The sequence below is a fragment of the Fusobacterium mortiferum ATCC 9817 genome (genome assembly GCF_000158195.2).
In the GTDB taxonomy this organism is placed as follows: Bacteria; Fusobacteriota; Fusobacteriia; order Fusobacteriales; family Fusobacteriaceae; genus Fusobacterium_A; species Fusobacterium_A mortiferum.
The window spans coordinates 461,229-485,341 of sequence record NZ_GL987994.1 but is presented as its reverse complement, the minus strand read 5'-3'; the positions used below and the strand labels follow the sequence as shown (position 1 = coordinate 485,341).

The following is a 24,113-nucleotide window of genomic DNA, read 5'->3' as shown; positions in this document are numbered from 1 at the left end:
CCTTTCTATTAGACATTGCTTTTCAATATTACAAATGTCAAATCGTCTGTCTGTTCATAATCTTTTCTAAATCTATTTATTGATTCAAGAATAACTTTTCTTAACTCTTTTGGAGATTTATTTTTATTATTATAGATTACCTCTTTTAATCTTTCTAACCCAAACATCTCTTTATTACTATTTTCTGCTTCAGTAATTCCATCGGTATAGAATATAACTATATCTCCTTTATTCAGTTGAATCTCCCCTTGTCTATATTTATATTCTTCTAAGAATCCTATTGCTACACCTTTTACAGTGTGTAACTCTATACTATCAGTACTTGCTCTATATACTACAAGTGGATTGTGTCCAGCATTAGAGTAATAAAGAGTTTTATTTTCCTTATTATATTTACTATGCATCATAGTTATAAACATATCCTCAGTTATATCTGAGTAGATTATTTTATTTAATTCATTTAAGTTTTCATTAGGAGCAAAATCTCCAGTTAAAGTAAGAGTTTTCAGTACTGACCTACCTAATGCCATCAAGAAAGCTGCTGGTACTCCTTTACCACTTACATCTGCTATCGTAATAGAGAAAACATTGTCATCTAAGATTGTGTAGTCATAGTAATCTCCACCTATCTCCTTAGCAGGTTCAAAATATTGAGCTATCTCAAGACCAAATATCTCATCTACATCTGCTGGTAGAATTTTCTTTTGAATTCTTGAGGCAACATCAAGTTCGTTAGACATTCTCTCTTTTACAATAAGTTCAGAATATATTTGAGCATTATTGATAGCAATAGAGACTTGAATAACTAGAGCTGATATAGTCTCCTCATCTAAATCAATCAATTTATTCTTATCCTCTATTACATAGATAACTCCTAGTTGTTTCTCTTTTACTACTAGAGGGGATATTACTATCACTTCATTATCCGCCAATATAAATTTTTTAGATAGTTTCTCATACATCTCTTGGTAATCTTTTTTAGTGAACTCCTTTATCTCCTCTTCAGAAAAAAGTAGATTCTCTTTAAAATTACACTCTCCCTTTGTTTTTTTATTGATAAGCCCTTCAGCTTCCCAAAGGTATAGAGATATCCTTTTTGCTCCTGTAAGCACAAAATAAGCATCTAATATAATATTTATAATATTATCTAAATCCAACACTGAAAGTACAGCTCTTGATAAAGAGTTTAAATTAGATAGATTTTCTACCCTTCTCTCTAGTATTTGGTTACTATATTCTAACTGAGTAGATTTTTGTACCAAAGAGTTGTAAGTTTCCTCTAATTCTTTTCTGTACTCTCTCAACTCTCCAATAGAATTTTCCAATTCTAAATCTTGCTTTATAACATTTTTTATTGTATCTTCATACTCTTCTTTTAAGATTTCTGGAACATCTTCTAGCTGTTTTTTATTCCTGATACTTGTAAGGATAGTCATCATTGCTTCTGTCATCTCTTCCTCTTTTTTCTTAGAATAATACAGCATCAACCCTATAGCAAGTATAAAAATAAAGTATATCATTACTCTATCCTCCAATTAGTTTGTGTTTTATCAAAGTTAATAGTCTCTCTCTTTCTCTCTTCCTTTCTTACACTAGCTTTTTTTAAAACACTATTTGGAACATATTTTATATCGAATTTTTGAATATTTTTCAATTTTAAATCTTGATACTCATCAACGTTTGGTATTAAATTTAAAGGATTATCTATATCTAATATCTTAGTAGTTATCTCATAATCTTTTACATTTTCTACTGTTAAATTATCTATTAATACAATTTTTTCTGGAATAACAGTGTCTTCAACTTTACCTTCAACTAGAATTATTTTAGATTTTACCTCTTTAAGTTTATCTACTGGAATGCTATCAGTTTTTAGATAAAGAGGGTAAGGTAAATCTTTTATCTCTTCTAATTCATCTTCAGTTACTCCTACTACTAAATCATTAGCTACTGCAAAAACTGTATTTGAGAAAAATTTTCTATTTTCAAATACCTCATCTACTATTCTATCCTTATCTAACTCAGTGTAATATTTTTTAGAATCATACTCTTGAGGTTTTTTCAAGTAATCATACCAATATGCTACTTGCTTATTTAAATATTTTTGTACACTTCCTGTATTATCAGGAGTTTCTACATCAACTTTACTATCAATAAATTCTTTTTCCTCTTCAGTTAGTGAGTAAGCTTGTTTATAATAGATTTTTTCTCCCTCTCTTACCTCTCTTTTTTGTAAATTTAATAAATCCTTATATAACTCTAAAGGGATAATTAAATTTATATCTTTATTATAAGCTACCATCTTTGAAGTCAACACATCAAATTGCTCATAAAATTTATCTTTATCATACGGTTTCTCTGGATATAATATGTTATAAAAAGTTATATCATAACTATCAGCTACTATTCTGCTATTTTCAAATTTCACTATCTGGCTTTTATCTTTTCTTGCCACAATACTTCCACAACTTGTAGTAAGCAGTACTAAAGCTAATAGAAATAGTGCTTTTTTCTTCATACTTCCTCCTGTAAAATTATGTATCTTTATTATTTTTTAAGGTATCTAAAATATTCTCTGCTACTTTTCTAGGTACAAATCTAGCTAAAGAGTCCACATCTTCTTCCAGTATTTTTTTTACTGAGCCAAATTCTTTTAATAGTACCTCTCTTCTCTTTGCTCCTACTCCTTCTACCTTATCTAACTCTGAAGAGATTACTCTTTTACTTCTAAGCTTTCTATGATAAGTTATACCAAATCTATGAGCTTCATCTCTAACTCTTTGGAAAATTTTTAGAGCCTCCCACTCCTTTGGAAATGAATAGGGGATAGCTTCTCCATATTTATATATCTCCTCATCTCTTTTGGCTAGACTTAGTAATTCAGCTATTCCATCTTTTCCTATCTCTTTAAAAACCTCTCCAGCTGCATTTATCTGTCCAAGTCCTCCATCTATTAAAACTATATCAGGAAACTCATGCTCTGGTAGTTTACTATACCTTCTTGTAATTACCTCTCTCATCATAGCAAAATCATCTGGAGTATCTTTGCAAGTTATTTTAAATTTTCTATAATCCTTTTTAGATGCTCTTCCCTCTACTGATACACTCATAGAAGCAACAGCATCCTTTCCTTGAATATTTGAAATATCAAAACACTCTATCTTTCTTGGATATTTTTTTAAAGATAACTCTGTATATATTTTATATAGCCCCTCTTCCACTACAGATTTCTTTTTAAAATAACTCTCTATATCTCTAGAAATATTCAACTCTCCCATTTCTAAAAGCTCTTTTCTTCTACTTTTTATCTTAGGAAAGTGAAATTCCACTTTTTTTCCTCTTTGTAACTCTAAAATCTCTCTTACAAGATTTAATTCATCTTCCATCTTTTCTTGAAAAACTATACTCTTAGGTATTGGATGCTTAGAATAAAAAGCAGTCACTATATTTTCTTCTAAATTTCCCTCTATCTTATCTTTCAAATCAATATGTGTAGATATCTTTCCAAGAATTTTTCCATCTCTAACATTTAAAACACAGATAAAAACCTTTTCCCCCTCTTTTTGCATAAGAAAAATATCTTCATCTAACTCTTTCCCATACTCTGTTACTTGATTTACAACAGCACTCTCTACTTCTTTTATCTGCTCTCTCAAATTGATAGCTTCTTCAAATCTCATATCTTCAGCAGCTTTTTCCATATCTTTTTTAAGGGAGGCTATTACCTCTTTCTCTTTTCCTTTTAAAAGATTTTTTACTCGCTCTACCTGTCCATTATACTCTAAAAAAATATCCTTATATGTACAAGGACCTGGACACATTTTCATAAAATATTTTAAACATGGACGAGGATATATCTTATTCATATCTCTTTCACAATCTCGTATTTTAAAAATTTTAACTAGAGCCTTTTTTAAATTCCAAGCTCCAAAGGGATAAGGTCCAAAATAAAGACCTGATTTTGTATCTAAAGCTTTTGTTGTTCTTATTATCTTTATATTGGGAAAATTCTCTTTACTTATCCTTATGTATGGGTAAGTCTTTTCATCTTTCAAAAGAATATTATATTTAGGTGTATATTTTTTTATTAAATTATTTTCTAATACTAAAGCATCCAGCTCACTATTACAAATTATAAACTCTATATCCTCAATATTTTTTACTAATTCCCTTGTTTTTTCACTTTCATGTTCCCTGTTAAAATAAGAAGAAACTCTATTTTTTAAGTTTTTAGCCTTTCCTACATAGATAACTTTACTATTTTTTTTCATTAAATATACCCCAGGATTTTCTGGAATATCTAATTTTTTTATATCAAAAATTTCTACCAATTTCCTCTCTCTTTCTCTCTATGATTTACATAGACATTAAGATTCTCAATCTCTGATAACTCTTTATATATTAACTCAGCAAAAGTTACAGAACGATGCTTTCCTCCACTGCAACCTATTCCTATTGTAAGATGTTTCTTTCCCTCTTTTATATAATGAGGTATTAAGAAATCAAACATATCCATTAATTTTTTAAAAAATTCTTGTGATATATCAAAACTCATTACATAATCAGATACCTCTTTATCCAGCCCACTTTTAGGTTTTAATTCATCTATATAATAAGGATTTGGTAAAAATCTTACATCAAAAACTAAATCTACATCAATAGGAATACCATATTTAAATCCAAAAGATTGAACATGAATATTTATATCTTTTATATCTACATCTAAACCTAAAACTGTTTTTAATTTTTCTGTCAATTCTTTTGGTTTATCAAAACTTGTATCAATTATTCCAGTAGACAACTCCTTTACATCTGCCATTATTTCTCTTTCTTTTCTAATACTTTGAAGTAAAGTTTTCTCTTCTACTGGGTGTCTTCTCCTAGTAAGATTATATCTATTTAAAATTACTTCTTTAGATGCTTGTAAAAATATAATTGAACATATTACATCTGGGTTACCTCTCAAGTCTTTTAAAAAATTTGTAAACTCTTCTATTTTTTTAAAAGAACGTATATCCATACCAAGAGCTATCTTTTCAATTGATGAACTTATAAATGGAATACCTATCTCACAAGGTAAATTATCTACTGTATAATACCCCATATCTTCAAGTACATTTAAAGCTGTTGTTTTTCCACTACCACTTAACCCTGTTACAATTACTATTTTTTTCTTACTCATCTCTTCACCTGACTTCTATATAATCTTTCCTCTTTTATATTATATCATACTTATAATATTTTTTGCTATTGACTTTTTTATATCTTTATTCTAAAATCTAGCTGTAAAACAACAATTTTTAACTTACTATTACCAGTTCAAATTTTCTTATAAATAGAAAAATTGAGCTTTTTTAATATCTTTTAAGGAGTGATTTTTTATGACAGCAAAAGAATTTTGTACTTGTACTGACCACAAATGCCCACTTAATCCTATTAATCACGATAGAGGATGTGAGCTATGTGTAAAAAAATGTTTACAGCTTAATGAAATACCTTCGTGCTTTTTCAAAAAAATATCTTTGGAAAAACCAGAAAATAATATCTATACTTTCCAAAGCTTTGCAGATTTTGTAAATAAATATTCTAAATAATAAAAAATAAAGGAGAAATTATACTTTAATTAAGATAACTTTCTCCTTTAATCATTTTATAATATATGAGTAAGTGGCATTAAAATTATTCCAATAAAAGTAGAAATAAGAGCTGTCCTAATATATCCATACTGTCTTGAACTTGGAATAAGCTCTTCTATTGCAATATATAACATTATTCCTGAAATAACTGAAAAAATTGCCCCAAGTGAAAAATCATTTATATAAGGTTTTAAAATTAAAAAAGCTAAAAGAGCTCCTATAGGTTCAGCTATTCCAGATAAAAAAGTATATTTAAAAGCTTTTCCTATACTTCCAGTAGAAAAATAGATTGGCATAGCCACAGAAATTCCTTCAGGTATATTGTGCATAGCTATAGCTAAAGTAATAGATAATCCCAATGCTAAGTTATCATAACCAGCCATAAATGTAGCTATCCCTTCTGGAAAATTATGTAACCCTATAGCTAAAGTTGACACAAATCCTACTCTAAATAGATTTTGATGCTTATAATCTTCCCCTTGCTGCTCCTCAATATGAGGTACAAATCTATCAAGTCCTCCAGCTATAACTATTCCAAGTAACAAAAATATTGTACTTAAAATTATCCCTATTTTTTCTCCAGAATAACTTTGCAAAAGCTCATTAGCGTTGGGCAATAAATCAGTAAAAGATACACTTATCATCACTCCACCAGCAAACCCTAATGATGCACTAACTAATTTTTCACTTCTCTGTTTCACAATAAAAACAACTAATGTCCCTATTAAAGTTGACATTCCTGCTATAAAAGATAGAATCAAAGCCCTTACACTATTATCATCAAACATAGATTTCCTCCTATTCTAACATCTCATAATTTGTGGCTATCATCGGCATTTTTAAAACATCTAACATTTTTTCCAAAAGTACCCCTTCTTTTTTAGGATATTTGAATCCATAACTAGCCATTATACATTGTGTTATAAATTGAACTCCTCTTTCTATTGCCATTGGTAAACTATCACCTTGAAGTAAACTTCCTATTACTACACTTGTATATGCATCTCCAGTTCCAGGATATGAAGCTGGGATATATCTACAACTTACTCTCCAAAAAACATCATTCTCTCTATCATATGCTACCACACTTGTTTTTTTATCCATCTTATTTTCTTCAATTTCTGGAACACTTGTTGCTATTACAATCTTAGGTCCCATATTTGATAATTCTTTTAAATACTCTTTTACTTTTTCTATATCTATATTTTTATCATACTCTTTTCCTAATAAATACATTACTTCAGTAAAATTAGGTGTTATTATATCAGCTTTTTTTATAAGATTTCTCATTCCTACTACCATTTCATTATCCATAGTACTATATAATTTCCCATTATCTCCCATTACTGGATCAACAACTATAAACTTAGACTTTTTCCCAAAATAATCTATAAAATCTGCTACTATTTCTATTTGTTTAGGAGATCCTAAAAATCCAGAGTAAATACAATCAAACTCTAAATCTAATCTCTTCCAATGGGCAATATGTTCTTGCATATAATCAGTTAAATCTATAAAACTATATCCTTCAAATCCTCCAGTATGTGTAGATAAAATAGCAGTAGGTACTGGACAAACCTGTACTTTCATATTTGATAAAATTGGTATAATTGTCGTTAATGATGCTCTTCCATATCCTGATAAATCATGTATTGCTGCAACTTTTTTTACTAAACTTTCCATTTTTCCTCCAAAAAACTCTTTCTATTTAATCATACTTTACCATATTTCTGTACTTTAAGCAACTTATTTATCATAATCTCTATTTATGGTTGTTTTCTATATATTTTTCTGGTATCATATATAATAAATATATTTGGAGGTAAAACAATGTATGATATCTACGACTATCCACTATATAGACCACCCAGTGAAGCTCATAGCCTTATTTTGCAAATCACTTTAGGTTGTTCTCATAATAAATGTACATTTTGTAATATGTATAAAGATAAAAAATTTAGAATTAAAACTCTTGATGAGATAAAAGAAGAAATAGATTTTTTTAGAGCTCAAATAAAGTATGTCCGTAGAATTTTCCTCGCTGATGGGGATGCTCTTATAATCAAAACCTCTACTCTTTTAGAAATTTTAAATTATTTAAATGAAAAATTTCCAGAAAAAGAAAGAGTTTCTATATATGCTAGCCCCAAATCTCTTATGCTAAAAACACCTGAAGAGTTAAGGACACTTAAAGAAACTGGAATAGAATTAGTATATATTGGTCTTGAAAGTGGTGATAATGAGGTTCTTACTAATGTAAATAAAGGAAGTACAGTTGAAAATTTTATAGTTGGAGTTAAAAAAGCTAAAGAAGTTGGATTTCAAACTTCAATAACAGTTATAGCTGGCTTAGCTGGAAAAAACAAAGATGCTAGTAAAAAACACGCTCTTAAAACAGCTTATGCTATTCAAGAGGTTTCTCCAAAATATTTGGGAATACTTTGTTTAAATATTCTTCCAAATACTATATTGGCTAAACAAGCTGAAAAAGGAAAATTTATAGAAGCTTCTAGTTATGAAATAATTAATGAAATAAAAATAATGATTGAAAATTTAAACATTTCTAAAAATTCTCCTCTTACATTAAGAGCTAACCATATATCAAATTATTTAAACCTTCAAGGTACACTTCCTGAAGATAAAGAAAAAATTTTATCTAATATTAATTATGTTTTAAAAAATAATAATGTGATAGAGAAAGTTCAACGTAATTCACTATAAATTTAATTTTTATACTTCTCTACATATCTACATACATCTTTCACCTTAAATATTAAGATAAAAGATGTATTTTTATTTTAAAAAACTCTATAATTAATTTAAATTACTAGCATAGAAAATAAAAAAGAAAAAAGACCGACACTTAGTGTCGGTCTTCTATGTAATGATTTTATTTTTTAACAGTATAACAGTTTACTATTATTTTTTCTCAGCAGAGAAGTCCATAGCAGCAAGTCTGTTGTATTGTCTCCATCTTCTTTGAGCTTCTGCTTTATTTCTCTCATAAAGATCTTTAGCTTCAGCTGGGTTAGCTTTAGAAAGAGTAGCATATCTTACTTCTCCTAATAAGTACTCTTCATATTTATCCCAGTTAGGCTCTTTACAATCGATTTGAAGTGGGTTTTTACCTTCTGCTTCTAATGCAGGGTTATATCTGAATATTGGCCAGTATCCACACTCAGTAGCCATCTTCATTTCGTTTTGAACTTTAGCCATTCCTTTCTTTAATCCGTGGTTGATACATGGAGCGTATGCGATGATTAAAGATGGTCCATTATAAGCTTCAGCTTCTTTTAATGCTTTTAAGTATTGTTGTTGGTTTGCACCCATACATACTTGAGCTACATAGATATGTCCATAAGACATAGCTATTGCAGCAAGGTCTTTCTTCTTAACTGATTTTCCTGCAGCTGCGAATTTTGCAATTGCTCCTGTAGGAGTTGATTTAGAAGCTTGTCCTCCAGTATTTGAGTAAACCTCTGTATCTAGAACTACAACGTTGATATCCTCTTTAGAAGCTAGAACGTGGTCAACTCCACCATAACCGATGTCGTAAGCCCATCCGTCTCCTCCGAATATCCATTGAGATTTCTTAGCTAAGTATTGTTTTAAGCTTAAGATTTCTTTACATACTGCACAGTCTTTTCCTTCTAAAGCAGCAACTATCTTATCAGATACTTCTCTTGATTTAGCAGCAAATGATCTGTTTTCAATCCATTCTTTGAACAACTCAGCAACTTCTGCTGGAACTTTATCCATATTTTCTTCCATTATATTTTGAAGTCTATCTCTCATAGTTTCTACAGCAACGTGCATTCCCATTCCGTACTCAGCGTTGTCTTCGAATAGAGATGATCCCCATGATGGTCCATGTCCATCTTTGTTAGTTGTATATGGAGTAGCTGGTGCAGATCCACTGTATATTGAAGAACATCCAGTAGCGTTAGCTATCATCATTCTTTCTCCAAATAATTGAGTTATAGTTTTTAAGTATGGAGTTTCTCCACATCCTGGACATGCTCCGTGGAACTCGAATAATGGTTGAGAGAATTGAGATCCTTTTACAGTATCTTTAGACATTAAGTCGCTTCTATACTCAACATGGTTGAATAAGTAATCAGCTTTCTTGTCTTCTTGTTTCTCTAATGATTCTCCGATTGTTACCATTACTAATGCTTTCTCTTTAGCTGGACATACGTTAGCACAAGATCCACATCCTGTACAGTCTAAAGTAGAAACTTGCATTCTATATTGTAATCCTTCTAATCCTTTTCCAACTGGTTTAATAGTTGTTAACTCAACTGGAGATGCAGCTTTTTCTTCTTCAGTCATTAAGAATGGTCTGATTACTGCATGTGGACATACATATGAACATTGGTTACATTGGATACAGTTTTCAGCTTTCCACTCAGGAACGTGAACTGCAATTCCTCTCTTTTCGAAAGCAGAAGTTCCGTTTTCGAAAGTTCCATCTTCATATCCGTTGAAAGCAGAAACTGGTAAATCGTATCCTTTAATTGCGTTGATAGGTTTAGCAATTCTTTCTACGAATAACTCAGTTTTTGATTTTTCGTGTCCACATCCACATGAACAACACTCTTCAGCTGGTTTTAATTCTTCAACTGGTAAGTCAGCCCAAGCTGGATCTACTGGTACTTCGATTAATCCTTCTGCTCCTTTATCAATAGCGTTGTAGTTCATTTGAACTATATCGTCACCTTTTTTAGCATAAGACTTTTTAGCATAGTCTTTCATGTATTGTTGAGCTTCTTCAAATGGAATAATGTCAGCTAGTTTAAAGAAAGCAGCTTGCATTATTGTATTTGTTCTTTGTCCTAATCCAATTTCTTCAGCTAATTTAGTAGCGTTGATTATGAATAATCTAGCTCCGTTTTTAGCTAAGTCTCTCTTAACTTTGTTAGGTATTTGTTTTACAGCTTCTTCAGCATCCCAAATACAGTTAACTAGTAAAGAACCACCTTTTCTGATTCCTGAAGTCATATCATATTGGTGTAAGTAAGCTGGTACTGAACATGCTACGAAATGTGGGTTAGAAATTAAGTAGCTTGCTTTAATAGGAGATTTTCCAAATCTTAAGTGAGATCTAGTAACTCCTCCTGATTTTTTAGAGTCATATGCGAAATATCCTTGTGCATATAAATCTGTTTTATCTCCGATGATTTTTATTGAGTTTTTGTTAGCTCCAACTGTTCCGTCAGCTCCTAATCCGAAGAATAGACACTCTTTTACATCGTCACCAGTTACAGTTACAGGTGCTCCTACTTCTAGTGAAGTAAATGTAACGTCATCTACTATTCCTACTGTGAATCTGTCTTTTGGTTGGTCTAATTTTAAATTATCAAATACAGCTATTACATGAGCTGGAGTTGTATCTTTTGAAGATAGTCCATATCTTCCTCCAACTATTACTGGAGCATTTTCTCTTCCATAGAATAGAGATTGAATATCAAGTAATAATGGCTCTCCTTGTGATCCAGGCTCTTTTGTTCTATCAAGAACTGCGATTTTCTTAACTGTTGATGGGAATACATCAAAGAAGTATTTAGCAGAGAATGGTCTGTATAAGTGTACAGATAAGATTCCTACTTTTTCCCCTTTAGCATTTAAGTAATCTATTGTTTCTTCTGATATAGGACAAATTGATCCCATAGCTACGATTATTCTATCAGCATCTGGTGCTCCATAGTAATTGAAAGGTTTGTAATCTCTTCCAGTTACTTTAGAGATTTCTGCCATGTAGTGAGCTACTACATCTGGTACTGCATCATAGAATTTGTTTTGAGCTTCTCTTGTTTGGAAATAAACGTCATCGTTTTCTGCAGTTCCTCTTGTTACTGGGTGCTCTGGGTTAAGAGCTCTTTCTCTGAAAGCTTGTACAGCGTCCATATCAATTAAGTTTTTGAATACTTCATAATCCATTACTTCTACTTTTTGAATTTCATGAGAAGTTCTGAATCCATCAAAGAAGTGTAAGAAAGGTACTCTTGTTTTGATAGCTGCTAAGTGAGCTACTCCTGCAAGGTCCATAACTTCTTGAACTGAGTTAGTTGCTAACATAGCAAATCCAGTTTGTCTAGCTGCATAAATATCTTGGTGGTCTCCGAAGATAGATAGAGCTTGAGCAGATAGTGCTCTTGCTGATACGTGTATTACTCCTGGTAATAACTCTCCAGCTATTTTGTACATGTTAGGTATTTTTAATAATAACCCTTGTGATGCTGTATAAGTTGTTGTTAATGCTCCAGCTTGTAAAGAACCGTGTACAGTTCCTGCTGCTCCAGCCTCTGATTGCATTTCTACAACTTTAACTGGTACTCCAAATATGTTTTTCATTCCTTTTGAAGCCCATTCATCAGTATACTCAGCCATTGGTGATGATGGAGTGATAGGATAAATTCCAGCTACTTCAGTAAACGCATATGAAGCGTATGCTGCAGCTTGGTTTCCATCCATTGTCTGCATTTTTTTAACCATTACAATTCCTCCTATAAATCTTTTATGAAAGTATTTTTTAAATTTACTTCTACTATATTATTTTAATTGATATTTAAAATTTGTCAATAATTATTTAATATTTTTTTTAAATTTTTGAATTTATTTTCCTGTAACTATTCTATAAGTATCTCTTGCGATTACTAACTCTTCATTTGTAGGGATTTTATAAATTAATACTTTAGAATCCTCAGTAGATAATTTTACATTTCCTTTTTGTCTTACTGAATTTACAGCTTTGTCTAATTTAGCCCCTAAGAACTCTAATCCTTCGATTACACCTGCTCTAATTCCTGCTGCATTTTCTCCGATTCCTCCAGCAAAACAGATAGCGTCTACTCCACCCATAGCTGCTGCATAAGCCCCTACATAAGATTTTATTCTGTAGATAAACATTTCTTCTGCTAACTTAGCTCTTTCATCTCCTTCAGCTACTCCATTTTCCATATCTCTACAGTCAGAAGATTTTCCGAAAATTCCAAGAATTCCAGATTGTTTATTTAATCTATTATCCATTTCTTTATCAGATAATCCTCTTTTATTTTTGATAAATAAAACAGCTGCTGGATCAATATCTCCACATCTAGTTCCCATCATTAATCCTTGTAATGGAGTTAATCCCATTGAAGTATCTATTGATTTTCCATCTAATACTGCTGATACAGAAGCTCCATTTCCTAAATGACATACAATAATTTTTGAGTGCTCAGGATTTCCCATAATTTCTCTCATAGTTTCTGAAACATATAAGTGAGATGTTCCGTGGAATCCATATTTTCTAACTTTTAATTCACTATAATCCTCATATGGTAATGCATACATAAATGCTTTTGCAGGCATAGTTTGATGGAAAGCAGTATCAAATACTCCTACATTAGGCTTTCCTGGCATTAATGCCATACAAGTTCTAACTCCCATTAAGTTAGCTGGATTGTGTAAAGGTGCTAATTCATTATTAGCCTCTACAGCAGCCATTGCTTCTTCAGTTAATAATACTGAACTAGCAAAAGTTTCTCCTCCATGAACCATTCTATGTCCTATAGCTTCTACTTCATCTACTGAAGCTATTACTCCATGCTCTTTATCAGTTATCGCATTTATAACTAACTCTAAAGCCTCTTTATGAGTAGGCATTGGTTTTTCTATTTTTACTTCGTAATCTTTAGCTGGTACTTCATATTCCATTCTAGAACCATCTATTCCTATTCTTTCACAAAGTCCTTTTGCAAAAACTTCTCTTGTTTCTGGATTCATTAATTGATATTTTAATGATGAACTTCCACAGTTAATTACTAAAACTTTCATTATTATCTCCTTAAAATAAATTTTTTATTATTCTGCTGCTTGAACTGCTGTTATTGCTACTAGGTTTACAATGTCATCCACTGAACATCCTCTTGATAAGTCATTAATAGGAGCTGCTAAACCTTGAATTAATGGACCATATGCATTAGCTCCTGCTAATCTTTGTACTAATTTATATCCAATATTTCCAGCTGCTAAGTTAGGGAATATTAAAATATTAGCATTTCCTGCAACTTTAGACTCTGGACATTTTTTCATAGCTACTGACTTAACTATAGCAGCGTCTGCTTGAACTTCTGCTATATAGTGGAATTTTACATTTCTTTCTTCTAATATTTTTCCAGCTTCAATTACTACATCGATATCTGGGTGATGTGCTGAACCTTTTGTAGAGAAAGTCATTAACGCTACTTTACCTTCCATTCCAACTACATTGTGAGCAGTTACTACTGAAGCTTCAGCTATATCAGCTAATTGTTCTGCTGTAGGTACAGGAATTACTGAACAGTCTCCAAATAATAATACATCTCCATAAGTATCTTGTCTTTCTGTTAATTCCATTACAAATACTGATGATACAGTTTTTATTCCTGGTCTAGTTCCTATTATTTGTAATCCTGCTCTTAATACATCAGCTGTTGGAGAATCAGAACCAGATACCATTGCATCTGCATCTTTCATCTTAACCATCATTGCACCATAGAAGTTAGGGTCATTTAATAAAATTTCTCTAGCTTGCTCTATTGTCATTCCTTTTTTAGCTCTTAACTCTGCTAATTTTGCTGCATAAGTTTCTAGTTTTGGAGGATTTTTAGCTTCTATAACTTCTACTCCTCTTAAGCTAATTCCTAAGTCATTAGCTATTCTTTCCATGTCTTCTCTGTGTCCTAAAACAATTGGTCTTGCAACTCCTAACTCAACTATTTTAGCTGCAGCTGTAATTACTCTTTCATCTGTTCCTTCTGGTAATACAACAGATTTTTGTACTTCTCTTGCCTTTTCTCTAATTTTTACTAAAAAACTCAAAACACTCACTTCCTTAATAATTATATTTTATCTTAATTTTTTATATACTAATTTAACAACAACTTTACAGTCGTTAAGTATATACTAACAAATTTTAATTGTAATTACAATTATTTTTTTTAAAAATTTATAAAATATATAATTTTTGTTAATCGAATATAGCTTGTATATATTCATTTGCATTAAACTCTCTTAAGTCTTCTATTTTTTCTCCTACCCCTATAAATTTAATAGGTTTTTTTATCTCTTCAGATATACTAAACACTATTCCACCTTTAGCGGTTCCATCTAATTTAGTTATTATAAATCCTGTTAACTCAGTAACTTCATTAAAAACTTTAGCTTGATTAAGAGCATTTTGACCAGTAGTTCCATCTATAACTAAAATAGATTCGTATTTTTGTTCTCCTAATTTTTTCTTAATTATATTATGGATCTTCTCTAACTCTTTCATTAAATTATTTTTGTTATGAAGTCTTCCAGCAGTATCTATTATAGCTATATCTGCTCCTCTTGATTGAGCTGCTACTAAAGTATCAAAAACAACTGCCCCAGGATCAGAGCCTTGAGTACTTTTAACTATCTCCGCTCCTGCTCTATTTGCCCACTCTTCTAGTTGCTCTATGGCTGCTGCTCTAAAGGTATCTCCTGCTCCTAAAATAACTTTTTTCCCTTCTTTTACATATTTAGAAGCTAATTTCCCAATAGTTGTTGTTTTTCCAACTCCATTTACTCCAACAACTAAAATAACATTTAATTTCCCATCTTCTATGTGAATTTCATTATTTTCTTTTATTAAAAATCCTTCCATTACTTCTCTAAGTACTGGATAAACTTCTTTAGGGTCTTTTACTCCTCTTCTTTTAACTTCTTTCTCAAGCTCTTTTACAATCTTAACTGTCATATCCATTCCAATATCTGATTGTATTAATATATCTTCTAATTCTTCATACATCTCATCATCTATAACACTTCTACCTAAAATAAATGACTTTAATGTACCAAAAAGTCCCTCTCTAGATTTAAAAAGTTTATCCTTTAATGAAGCAAAAAATCCTTTTTTTTCTTCTTTTACTTCTTTTATTACTTGAGCTTCTTCACTATTTTTTTCAACAATAGCTTCACTTTTTATATCATCTTCTATCTCTTTTTTGGCTTCAACTTTTTCAACTTTCTTTTCTATACTTTCTTGAACAGTCTCTTTCTTTTCTTTAACCTCTTCTGAAATCTCTTCATTTTTTTCTAATATCTCATCTATTTCTACCTCTGCAATTTTTAGAGGTTCTTTTTTTTCTTCATCTTTTTTTCTACCGAACAGTTTACTTAAAAAACCCATTTTTTTCCTCCACTAACTCTTCTTACTCAATTTTACCATAATTTCTTATTTTTTTCAATTCAAAGCTATAAAAAATGGTGCTTTTTTCTCCAAAAAATGAAAAACAAAACACCATTTCTATTTTTACTTATTAATTATGTCTCTTACAGCAAGTATACCCATTACAGCAGCAATATTTAATCCACTACCATAACCTGAACTATCTCCTACTGCATATAGTCCTTTCATCGATGTTTCCATATGCTCATTTATCTCTAATCTTGTACTTCTAAATTTTATTTCTGGGAAATATAACAATAAATCTCCAGAAGCAAAACCAGGAGTTATTTTATCTAATACTTCAATAAATTCCATTATATTATCTAAAAGTCTCTGAGGACAAGCTAGAGCAATATCACCAGCAACATAATCTTCAGTTGTTGGAACAATGTTTAATCTCTCTAATCTTTCATCAGTTGATCTTCTTCCTTCTTTTAAATCAGCATATGATTGAACTAATAATTTCCCTCCAGTAAGCATAGATGACATCTTAGCTATCGCTGTAGCATATTCAAATGGTTGATTAAATGGCTCTGTAAATTTTTTTGTACAAAGTAGAGCTAGATTTGTATTAGTTGATTTTCTGTCCTTATATGCATGACCATTAGCTAATATAAAATCATCATACTTTTCTGCTGCAATAAATCCACTTGGATTACTACAAAATGTTCTCATCTTATCTCTATAGTTTCTTGAGTAATAAATCATTTTAGCTTCATAAAAGTTTTCATTTATCTCTTTCATTATTATATCTGGAATTTCAGCTCTTACTCCTATATCAATAGCTCCATTTTCATATTTAATATCATGCTTTTGACAGAGCTCTTTCATCTTTTTAGCTCCACTTCTACCCATTCCTGCTACTACATTATCAGAATAGTATCTTTCCTCTTTTCCCTTATGTGTAACTATAATCCCCTTTACATGATTATCCTCTACTATTAGACTCTCAATCTCTCTTTCAGTTATAAACTCTACACCTTTTTCTAACAGATAATCTATAAGTTGAGTATAAAGTCTTCTCGAACCATCAGTTCCTAAATGCATAGTTGGAGTATCTACTAATTGTATTCTATTTTCAATACAACCTTTTTTTATTTTCTCCATAGTTGGATTATATTTTAATCCAGTAGGCTCCTCATTAAATCCAAATTTTCTATATACCTCCACTACATCTTTAATAGTATCGTTTACTATTTTTTTACCTGTTACAACATGTACATCTCCACCAACTCTATAATCCATATTAAATTTTGAATCAGAAAAAGCTCCTGCTCCACTTACTCCATATATTATCGCACAAGTTGGACAATTTACACATTTTCCTAGTTTTTCTTTAGGACAAACTCTTTGTTTTAACATTTTACCTTTATCTAGTACTAAAATTTTTAAGTCTGGCTTTTTTTCTATTGCTTCATAAGCTCCAAAAATTCCAGCTTGCCCTCCACCTAAAAAAATGATATCATACTTCATAATTTTGTTCCTCTCTTTAACTTATTTTAATTAATATTCACACCAATTGATACCTTGGAAATATATATTATTTGGAAGATTAGCATGAATTTCTCCAGTATGCCCAGAAAAATCAAAGTTCCATCCTCCGTTATTATTTCCCTTAGTAAAATCTGAAACATCATAAACATTATTATTTTCTAACACTTCTTCTGTCCCAGAAGTTTTTGGAATAGAATCATGCCCATAAATTTGAGCAAAAGATATTAACTCTCCTTTTTCATTTATATAGTCTAAAAGTTTTAAGTTATCTTTTACCCCATCTCTTGTCAATTCAGGATAGCTATTTGTTAACTGATAATAAGTTTCTAATGCCACTCTTAATTCCATTAAATTATTTAATGTTTTTTCTGCTTTTTTAACCTCTTTCAAATCCTTAACATTATATCCACCTAAAATAACTACTCCTATTAAAACTATCACATATAAGACTGCTGTAATGAGATTTCCTTTAATATTTTTTTTATCTATTTTCATATTCACATCTTATCTCTTTGGTTTGATAAAAGCATCTCTAATAACAATTCCTGCTTCTTTAGGAGCAGTTATCTCTATTTCTAAAGGACCTCTTTTTACAGATATCCATCCTAATCCTTTAAATACAAGCTCCTCTCCTGTTTTAACTGTAACTCTATGTTTTATTTTTTCTAACTTTCTATATTCATCTATACAATTTTCACAAGGTGGAGTTAATAAATCTCCTCTGTCTGTTTTTAGTAATTCCTTTAATTTATCTTCATTAGTTTCATGGAAAGTTACATCTTTGGCTGCATATAATGAAAATATTGGTTTCATTTCATCTTCATTTAAAATTCTAAACCATAATAATTCTCCTATTATTAAAGCTCTTCCTTTAGACATTTTAAAAGTTTTCCTTGAAATTTCATTAGCTGGAACCATTTTTAAATTACAATTTTCACATACTAAATCAGATATTCTTCCCTCTGGAATAAGTCCTGGAGTATCTACTAAAGTAATTTTAGTATGTGGAATTTGATTTCTTACACTTTTTAAAGTTGTTCCTGGATATTTTGAAACAGTTACTTTTTTAAGTCCAAGAAGTCTATTTACTATACTTGATTTACCAACATTTGTAACTCCTAAAACTAATGCCTCTACTCCATCTGGATAAAAATGCTTTATTTTCTTAAAGATTCCATTAATTCCATACCCATTTTTACTGCTTACAATAGCTATATCTAAAGGAGCTATTCCCTCCTCAGCAAGTCTAACTTTTACCCAGTTAGCAACTTCTGAAGGGTGTTTTTCATCTGGAATAAGATCTAGTTTATTAATTACAACTATTGAATCCATCTCTCTTAATACATCTAATATCTCATCATCAAAAGAACCTTCAAAGTCTATTATATCAAAAACAGCTATCGCCACTTGAGAATTTACCATTTCTTCTTGAACAACTTTTCTATAGTCATCTCTTGTAAGTCTTACAGGCATATATTTCCCATAATTTTTTATTTTAAAGCATCTTTGACAATAGTGTTCTCCAGGTTCTTCTAATTTTGCTGCTGGAAGGTATCCATTTTTTTCTGGGTAATCACTTTGTAGTTCAATTCCACAACCTATACAAATTTTCTTACTCATAATATCTTCTCCTCACTATTTTATTACATCATAGGTAATATTTGAATTAGTATATATACACATCTCTCCTGCTATTGCCATTGCTTCAATAGCTATTTGTTCTACTGGCATATCCTTACCATGTAGTAGAAGGGCTCTAGCTGCTGCATAAGCATAACTTCCACCACTTCCTATAGCTGCTATATCTCCATCAGGTTCTATTACATCTCCATTTCCTGAAAGTACTAATATAGTATCTTTATCAGCTACTATAAGCATAGCATCTAAAACTCTTAATGCTTTATCATTTCTCCAATCTTTAGCCAATTCTACAGCAGATTTTTTTAGATTTCCTCCAAACTCCTCTAATTTACTTTCAAATTTATCCATTAGAGCAAAAGCATCCGCCGCTGCACCTGCAAATCCAGCCATTATATTATATTTTTCTATTTTTCTAATTTTTTTAGCATTACTTTTAAATACTACTTCACCAAAAGTTACCTGCCCATCACCAGCCATAGCAACCTTTCCATCTTTTTTTACTGCAATTATAGTAGTAGCTTTTATCATAATCTCTCTCCTCATTGCTCTATATCTTTAATTTTATTAATTCTTGATAGACTTTTGTGCTTTCCAAAGTTACATGTCCCATTAACTCTTTCAAATAGAGAATATCCATCCCATGAGAAAGCATATGGACAGCAAATGTATGCCTAAAACTATATGGACTAATCTCTCTTTCTATTCCTGCTTTAACAGCATACCTATCTATTATTCTACGTAAAGATCTATCACTTAATCTCGTAGCAGAACCATTTACAAACAATATATCAGGATTATATTTCTCCTTATATTTTTCTTTTTTTGCTTTAATATACCTTTTGAAAAATTCTCTTGTTCTTTCGCTAAAAAATACTACTCTTCTACTTTTTCCATTAGATACATATAACTCTCTTTTATCTAAATCAAAAACTCCTTCTCCTACTCCAAGCATCTCTACAGATGTAATTCCACTTGAATATAGTAATTCTAATATCAACCTATCTCTTAAACCATTGGCATTTTTTAACGATATTACTTCTCTCAATTTATTTATCTCTTCAAGAGTTAGTATATCTGGTTTTTGAGTATAAAAACTTGGAGATGCTATAACTTCTACTGGACTTTGATTTATCCGTTTTTCTCTTACTAAATACTTAAAAAATGAGCGAAGCGATGATAACTTTCTATTTATAGTTCTTTTAGTAATACCATTCTCTTGAAGATTTATTATAAATCCTCTTATCATTACTGAATCAATAGCCATACAATTATCCACTTTTTCAATTTCATTTAAATATTCTGCTAATTGGAATAAATCTTTTTTCATAGATTTTATAGTATTTGGACTTTTATTATTACCAAACTCTTCAAAATATAAAAAATCTTTTATATCTTTTTCTATATTCCAGTTTGCCATCTCTACCATATCACTCCATAATTATACCTTATTTTTATTATTTTTTCAATTTTCTACTTTAATAGATAAACTATTTTATCTCATCTAATTTTGTATCTAAATACTCTAAAGCTATGTTAGAAATTTTATTATATCTTTCTTTTTTATCTCTTATTCTTTCATCCAAACTTCTAATTATTCCAAAATTTGGTCCCATAGGTTGAAAATTTTTCTTCTCTTCAGTAATATATTTTACCATTGCTCCTATTGCACTTCTATCATCTAATATAAATGAAGATTTTTCTTCCAATCTATGAGCTATATTTATAGCTGCCATCATTCCTGTTGCCACTGAAGAAACATACCCTTCACTACCTGTAATCTGTCCAGCAAAATAAATATTATCTTTTGTCTTTAATTTTAATGTTTCATCTAATAGCTGAGTAGAATTTATAAAAGTATTTCTATGCATAACACCATATCTTATAAACTCAGCATTTTCAAGTCCTGGTATCATAGAAAATACTCTTTTTTGCTCTCCCCATTTTAAGTTTGTTTGAAATCCTACTATATTATATAGTTTTCCCTCTTTGTCATCTTGCCTAAGTTGAACTACAGCATAGTCCATCTTATCAGTTTTAGGATTTATAAGTCCTTTAGGTTTTAATGGACCAAAAACTAAAGTTTTTTCTCCTGTCATAGCTATTCTTTCAACTGGCATACAGGCATCAAAAATTTTCTCCTCTTCAAAGGCTTTAAGTGGAGCTCTCTCTGCTGTAATAAGAGCATTATAAAAAGCATAGTATTGCTCCTTATCCATAGGGCAGTTGATATACTCTCCTTCTCCTTTTCCATAACGAGATTGACGATAAGCTATATCCATATTAATAGATTCTAATGTAACTATTGGTGCTGCTGCATCATAAAAATATAGATAATCACTGTGAGTAAGCTCCCCTATTTTTTTAGAAAGAGCCTCAGATGTAAGAGGTCCAGAAGCTATAAGTACTATTTTATCCTCTGGTATCTCTATCAACTCTTCTTCTATTATCTCTATATTCTCCATTTTTCTTAGTGTAGATGTTATCTCTTGAGAAAAACCATCTCTATCTACAGCAAGTGCTTGCCCAGCTGGAACTCTATTGTTATCAGCACTCTTTATTACTAAAGAACCTAATCTTCTAAGCTCCTCTTTCATAAGTCCAGAAGCATTAGCTAAATTATCAGCTCCTAGAGAGTTACTACAAACTAACTCTGCAAAATCATCACTTTTATGAGCTTCTGTTTTTTTTATTTTTTTCATCTCATAAAGCTTTACTTTTATACCTCTCTTTGCTAATTGATAAGCCGCTTCACTTCCAGCTAGTCCAGCTCCAACTACTACTACCTCTTTATTATATGTCATTAATTACTCCTTATTTTTTCTCTATTTTTCTAATATTCTTACACTCTGGATATCCTGTACAAGCTAAGAATTTTCCCCATCTACCTCTACCAATTTTAAATGGTCTTCCACACTTTTCACAAACTCCAGCTTCTTTCAGTATTTTTTCATCTTCAGCTAGCAATTTAGATAGATCAGCATTAATTAATACTACCCCATCTTTTTCTGTAACTTGATTATTAGCTAGAGCTTTTCTTATCTCCGGTGGTAATGGCATTCTTAGATTATCTTCAGAGTATTTTTCACTCTCTAAATAACTTCCAAACCTTCCTGTTTTTAGAAGATATCTATCACCATTTTCTGTTTTTACATCTGTTGGTTTTCCTTGCTTAGCTTTTACCAATTCTTCTACTTTATTTTTCACAAAAATTTTTCCATTTTTTATATCTTCAGCAGGTATCTCTATTCCTTTTAAAGATATTTTCTCTTGACATCCTGTTTCTTCATCTACATGTGGACAAGCTAAGTATCTTCCAAATCTTCCTGTTTTTAAAATCATATTACCTTTTCCACAAGAGCAAGGGACATCTGATTCAACAATACGATTAGATTCCTCTTCTACTTTTTTGGCAAATTTATCTATATACTCTTTCAACTCTTTATAAAAATCTGAAAGAAGTTTTACCCAGTCCTTTTCTCCATCAGCTATCTCATCTAATTCATTTTCCATTTCAGCTGTAAATTTTACATTCATTATATTAGGAAAGTTTTTATCTAAAGATTCTTCGATTTCAAATCCTAATTCTGTTGGTATAAAACTTTTTCCCTCTATCTTTACATACTCTCTTTTTTTCAATGTTTCTATTATAGTAGCATAAGTAGATGGTCTTCCTATCCCTTCAGCTTCTAATTTTTTTACAAGAGATGATTCTGTAAACCTTGAAGGTGGTTTTGTAAAATCCTCTTTTATATGAAGTTTTTCCAATTTAGTTTTATCTCCTACTTTTATATCTGGAAAATCTCCAAGTGGTAAATCCTCTTCCTCTTTAAAAATTTTATAATATCCATCAAAAATTATTTTATTGATTGTTCCTCTAAAATCAAACTTATCATAAGTAGCTACTAGTTCAAATTGTTCATATTTCATCGGTGCTAATTGAGAGATTAAAAATCTATCCCATATTAATTTATATAGCTTTAGTTGATCTTTATCTAATGAATTACTTAAACTATCTGGAGCAAGATTAATATCTGTTGGACGAATTGCCTCATGGGCATCCTGAATTTTTTGTTTACTCTTACTTTCTTTCTTTACACCTAAATACTCTTTTCCAAAGTTTTCAAGTATATAGTTTTTTGCCATTTCTTGTGCATCTTCAGAAATTCTTGTTGAGTCAGTTCTCATATAAGTAATAAGCCCTTTATGAATTCCATTTACATCTATTCCTTCATATAATCCCTGAGCTATTCTCATTGTTTTTGAAGCTGAAAAACCTAAATATGATGAAGCTAATTGCTGTAATGTACTAGTTTTTAATGGAAGAGGAGAGTTCTTAGTTCTTTTAGTGACCTTCGCTTCTGTAATATCAAACTCTTTCTTTTCTATTTTTTTTATTCTCTTTTACAATACCTTCATCTGTGAGTTTATCTATTTTTTTATTTTCCACTTTATAGAGTGAAAGTTTTAAATTATCACTAAAATCTCCTTTTACTTCCCAAAATTTTACTGGAATAAATTTCTTTATCTCCTGCTCTAAATCACAAACAAGTTTTAGTGCAACTGATTGAACTCTTCCAGCACTAGTATTAGAAGCAACGCTTTTCCATAGTAATGAACTTATACCATATCCCACTAATCTATCTAAAATACGTCTAGCTTGCTGAGCATTTACTTTATCCATATCTATTTTTCTAGGATGAGTAATAGAATCTTTTATTGCATGCTCAGTTATTTCGTTAAACTCTATTCTATTAGCATCATTCTCATCTAATTTCAGTGCATGAGCTATATGCCAAGCTATTGCTTCTCCTTCTCTATCAGGGTCGGAAGCTAGATATACTTTATCTGATTTTTTAGCTAAAGCTTTTAAATTTTTAATTACCTCTCCTTTACCTTTAATCGTAGAGTATGAAGGTGTAAAGTTATTTTCTATATCAACTCCTAATTTACTTTTTGGTAAATCTCTTACATGTCCAAAAGATGCTACTACTTGAAATGTCTTCCCCAAGATTTTTTCAATGGTTTTAGCCTTTGCAGGCGATTCAACTATTACTAAGTTTTTTTTCTCTACTGCCTTTGCCAATTTTCTCACCCCTGTTGCTCTTTCTTCTTTCCCGTTTTAT

At 30.6% G+C, this 24,113-nt stretch carries 18 protein-coding genes and 1 pseudogene; 2 read left to right on the top strand and 17 right to left on the bottom strand.

Annotation, left to right across the window (positions count from 1 at the left end; all coding sequences use genetic code 11):
* Positions 1–8: 8 nt before the first annotated feature.
* The 4 genes from FMAG_RS11910 to rapZ are packed head-to-tail and all read right to left on the bottom strand — an operon-like array spanning position 9 to position 5,182.
* Positions 9–1,520 carry a SpoIIE family protein phosphatase gene (locus FMAG_RS11910; protein WP_005887020.1) on the bottom strand — a complete coding sequence of 504 codons (1,512 nt, stop codon included), beginning with the start codon at positions 1,518–1,520 and terminating at the stop codon, positions 9–11.
* Positions 1,520–2,518: a hypothetical protein gene (locus FMAG_RS11905; RefSeq protein WP_005887018.1), complete on the bottom strand. Its 999-nt coding sequence runs from the start codon at positions 2,516–2,518 to the stop codon at positions 1,520–1,522. Before FMAG_RS11905 ends, FMAG_RS11910 begins: the two co-directional genes overlap by 1 nt.
* A gap of 16 nt (positions 2,519–2,534) precedes the next feature.
* On the bottom strand, positions 2,535–4,331 hold the full coding sequence (uvrC, locus tag FMAG_RS11900; protein ID WP_005887016.1) for an excinuclease ABC subunit UvrC: 1,797 nt from the start codon (positions 4,329–4,331) through the stop codon (positions 2,535–2,537).
* Entirely contained in the window at positions 4,325–5,182 is an 858-nt protein-coding gene (rapZ, locus tag FMAG_RS11895; protein ID WP_005887015.1) for an RNase adapter RapZ, read from the bottom strand. Before rapZ ends, uvrC begins: the two co-directional genes overlap by 7 nt.
* Before the next feature lie 199 nt (positions 5,183–5,381).
* Between rapZ and FMAG_RS11890 the strand changes: the two genes are divergently transcribed.
* Positions 5,382–5,594 (top strand): DUF6485 family protein, encoded by a 213-nt coding sequence (locus tag FMAG_RS11890; protein WP_005887014.1) that lies wholly within the window; start codon positions 5,382–5,384, stop codon positions 5,592–5,594.
* Positions 5,595–5,650: 56 nt separating this feature from the next.
* Here FMAG_RS11890 and zupT read toward each other — a convergent pair whose 3' ends face one another.
* Together zupT and FMAG_RS11880 are read right to left on the bottom strand one after the other, a co-directional pair.
* Positions 5,651–6,424, bottom strand: coding sequence for a zinc transporter ZupT (gene zupT, locus FMAG_RS11885; protein ID WP_005887013.1), 774 nt, complete (start codon positions 6,422–6,424; stop codon positions 5,651–5,653).
* A 10-nt stretch (positions 6,425–6,434) separates the two neighbouring features.
* Positions 6,435–7,319 carry a pyridoxamine kinase gene (locus FMAG_RS11880; protein ID WP_005887012.1) on the bottom strand — a complete coding sequence of 295 codons (885 nt, stop codon included), beginning with the start codon at positions 7,317–7,319 and terminating at the stop codon, positions 6,435–6,437.
* 147 nt (positions 7,320–7,466) lie between these two features.
* On the opposite strand from FMAG_RS11880, the gene FMAG_RS11875 reads away from it, so the two are divergent.
* The gene (locus tag FMAG_RS11875; RefSeq protein WP_005887011.1) at positions 7,467–8,357 is read left to right on the top strand and encodes a radical SAM protein; all 891 of its coding nucleotides are present in this window, start codon (positions 7,467–7,469) and stop codon (positions 8,355–8,357) included.
* Between the two features lie 198 nt (positions 8,358–8,555).
* Here FMAG_RS11875 and nifJ read toward each other — a convergent pair whose 3' ends face one another.
* The 11 genes and pseudogenes from nifJ to topA all read right to left on the bottom strand — a co-directional run bounded on the left by nifJ (position 8,556) and on the right by topA (position 24,082).
* Positions 8,556–12,131 (bottom strand): pyruvate:ferredoxin (flavodoxin) oxidoreductase, encoded by a 3,576-nt coding sequence (gene nifJ / locus FMAG_RS11870; RefSeq protein WP_005887010.1) that lies wholly within the window; start codon positions 12,129–12,131, stop codon positions 8,556–8,558.
* Between the two features lie 120 nt (positions 12,132–12,251).
* Complete coding sequence (locus tag FMAG_RS11865) at positions 12,252–13,454, bottom strand: acetate/propionate family kinase (protein ID WP_005887008.1); 1,203 nt, start codon at positions 13,452–13,454, stop codon at positions 12,252–12,254.
* 27 nt (positions 13,455–13,481) lie between these two features.
* Complete coding sequence (gene pta / locus FMAG_RS11860; RefSeq protein ID WP_005887006.1) at positions 13,482–14,480, bottom strand: phosphate acetyltransferase; 999 nt, start codon at positions 14,478–14,480, stop codon at positions 13,482–13,484.
* 148 nt (positions 14,481–14,628) lie between these two features.
* Positions 14,629–15,816, bottom strand: coding sequence for a signal recognition particle-docking protein FtsY (gene ftsY / locus FMAG_RS11855; protein WP_005887005.1), 1,188 nt, complete (start codon positions 15,814–15,816; stop codon positions 14,629–14,631).
* A 123-nt stretch (positions 15,817–15,939) separates the two neighbouring features.
* Positions 15,940–17,328 (bottom strand): NAD(P)/FAD-dependent oxidoreductase, encoded by a 1,389-nt coding sequence (locus tag FMAG_RS11850; protein WP_005887004.1) that lies wholly within the window; start codon positions 17,326–17,328, stop codon positions 15,940–15,942.
* Between the two features lie 30 nt (positions 17,329–17,358).
* The gene (locus FMAG_RS11845) at positions 17,359–17,844 is read right to left on the bottom strand and encodes a hypothetical protein (RefSeq protein ID WP_050795474.1); all 486 of its coding nucleotides are present in this window, start codon (positions 17,842–17,844) and stop codon (positions 17,359–17,361) included.
* Between the two features lie 9 nt (positions 17,845–17,853).
* A complete protein-coding gene (gene yqeH, locus FMAG_RS11840) occupies positions 17,854–18,969 on the bottom strand; it encodes a ribosome biogenesis GTPase YqeH (protein ID WP_005887002.1) in 1,116 nt (371 codons plus the stop codon).
* A 15-nt stretch (positions 18,970–18,984) separates the two neighbouring features.
* A complete protein-coding gene (gene hslV, locus FMAG_RS11835) occupies positions 18,985–19,518 on the bottom strand; it encodes an ATP-dependent protease subunit HslV (RefSeq protein WP_005887001.1) in 534 nt (177 codons plus the stop codon).
* A gap of 19 nt (positions 19,519–19,537) precedes the next feature.
* The gene (locus FMAG_RS11830; protein WP_005887000.1) at positions 19,538–20,416 is read right to left on the bottom strand and encodes a tyrosine-type recombinase/integrase; all 879 of its coding nucleotides are present in this window, start codon (positions 20,414–20,416) and stop codon (positions 19,538–19,540) included.
* 61 nt (positions 20,417–20,477) lie between these two features.
* Complete coding sequence (gene trmFO, locus FMAG_RS11825) at positions 20,478–21,791, bottom strand: methylenetetrahydrofolate--tRNA-(uracil(54)-C(5))-methyltransferase (FADH(2)-oxidizing) TrmFO (protein WP_005886998.1); 1,314 nt, start codon at positions 21,789–21,791, stop codon at positions 20,478–20,480.
* Between the two features lie 10 nt (positions 21,792–21,801).
* A pseudogene (topA, locus tag FMAG_RS11820) lies at positions 21,802–24,082 on the bottom strand (type I DNA topoisomerase).
* Positions 24,083–24,113 lie beyond the last annotated feature (31 nt).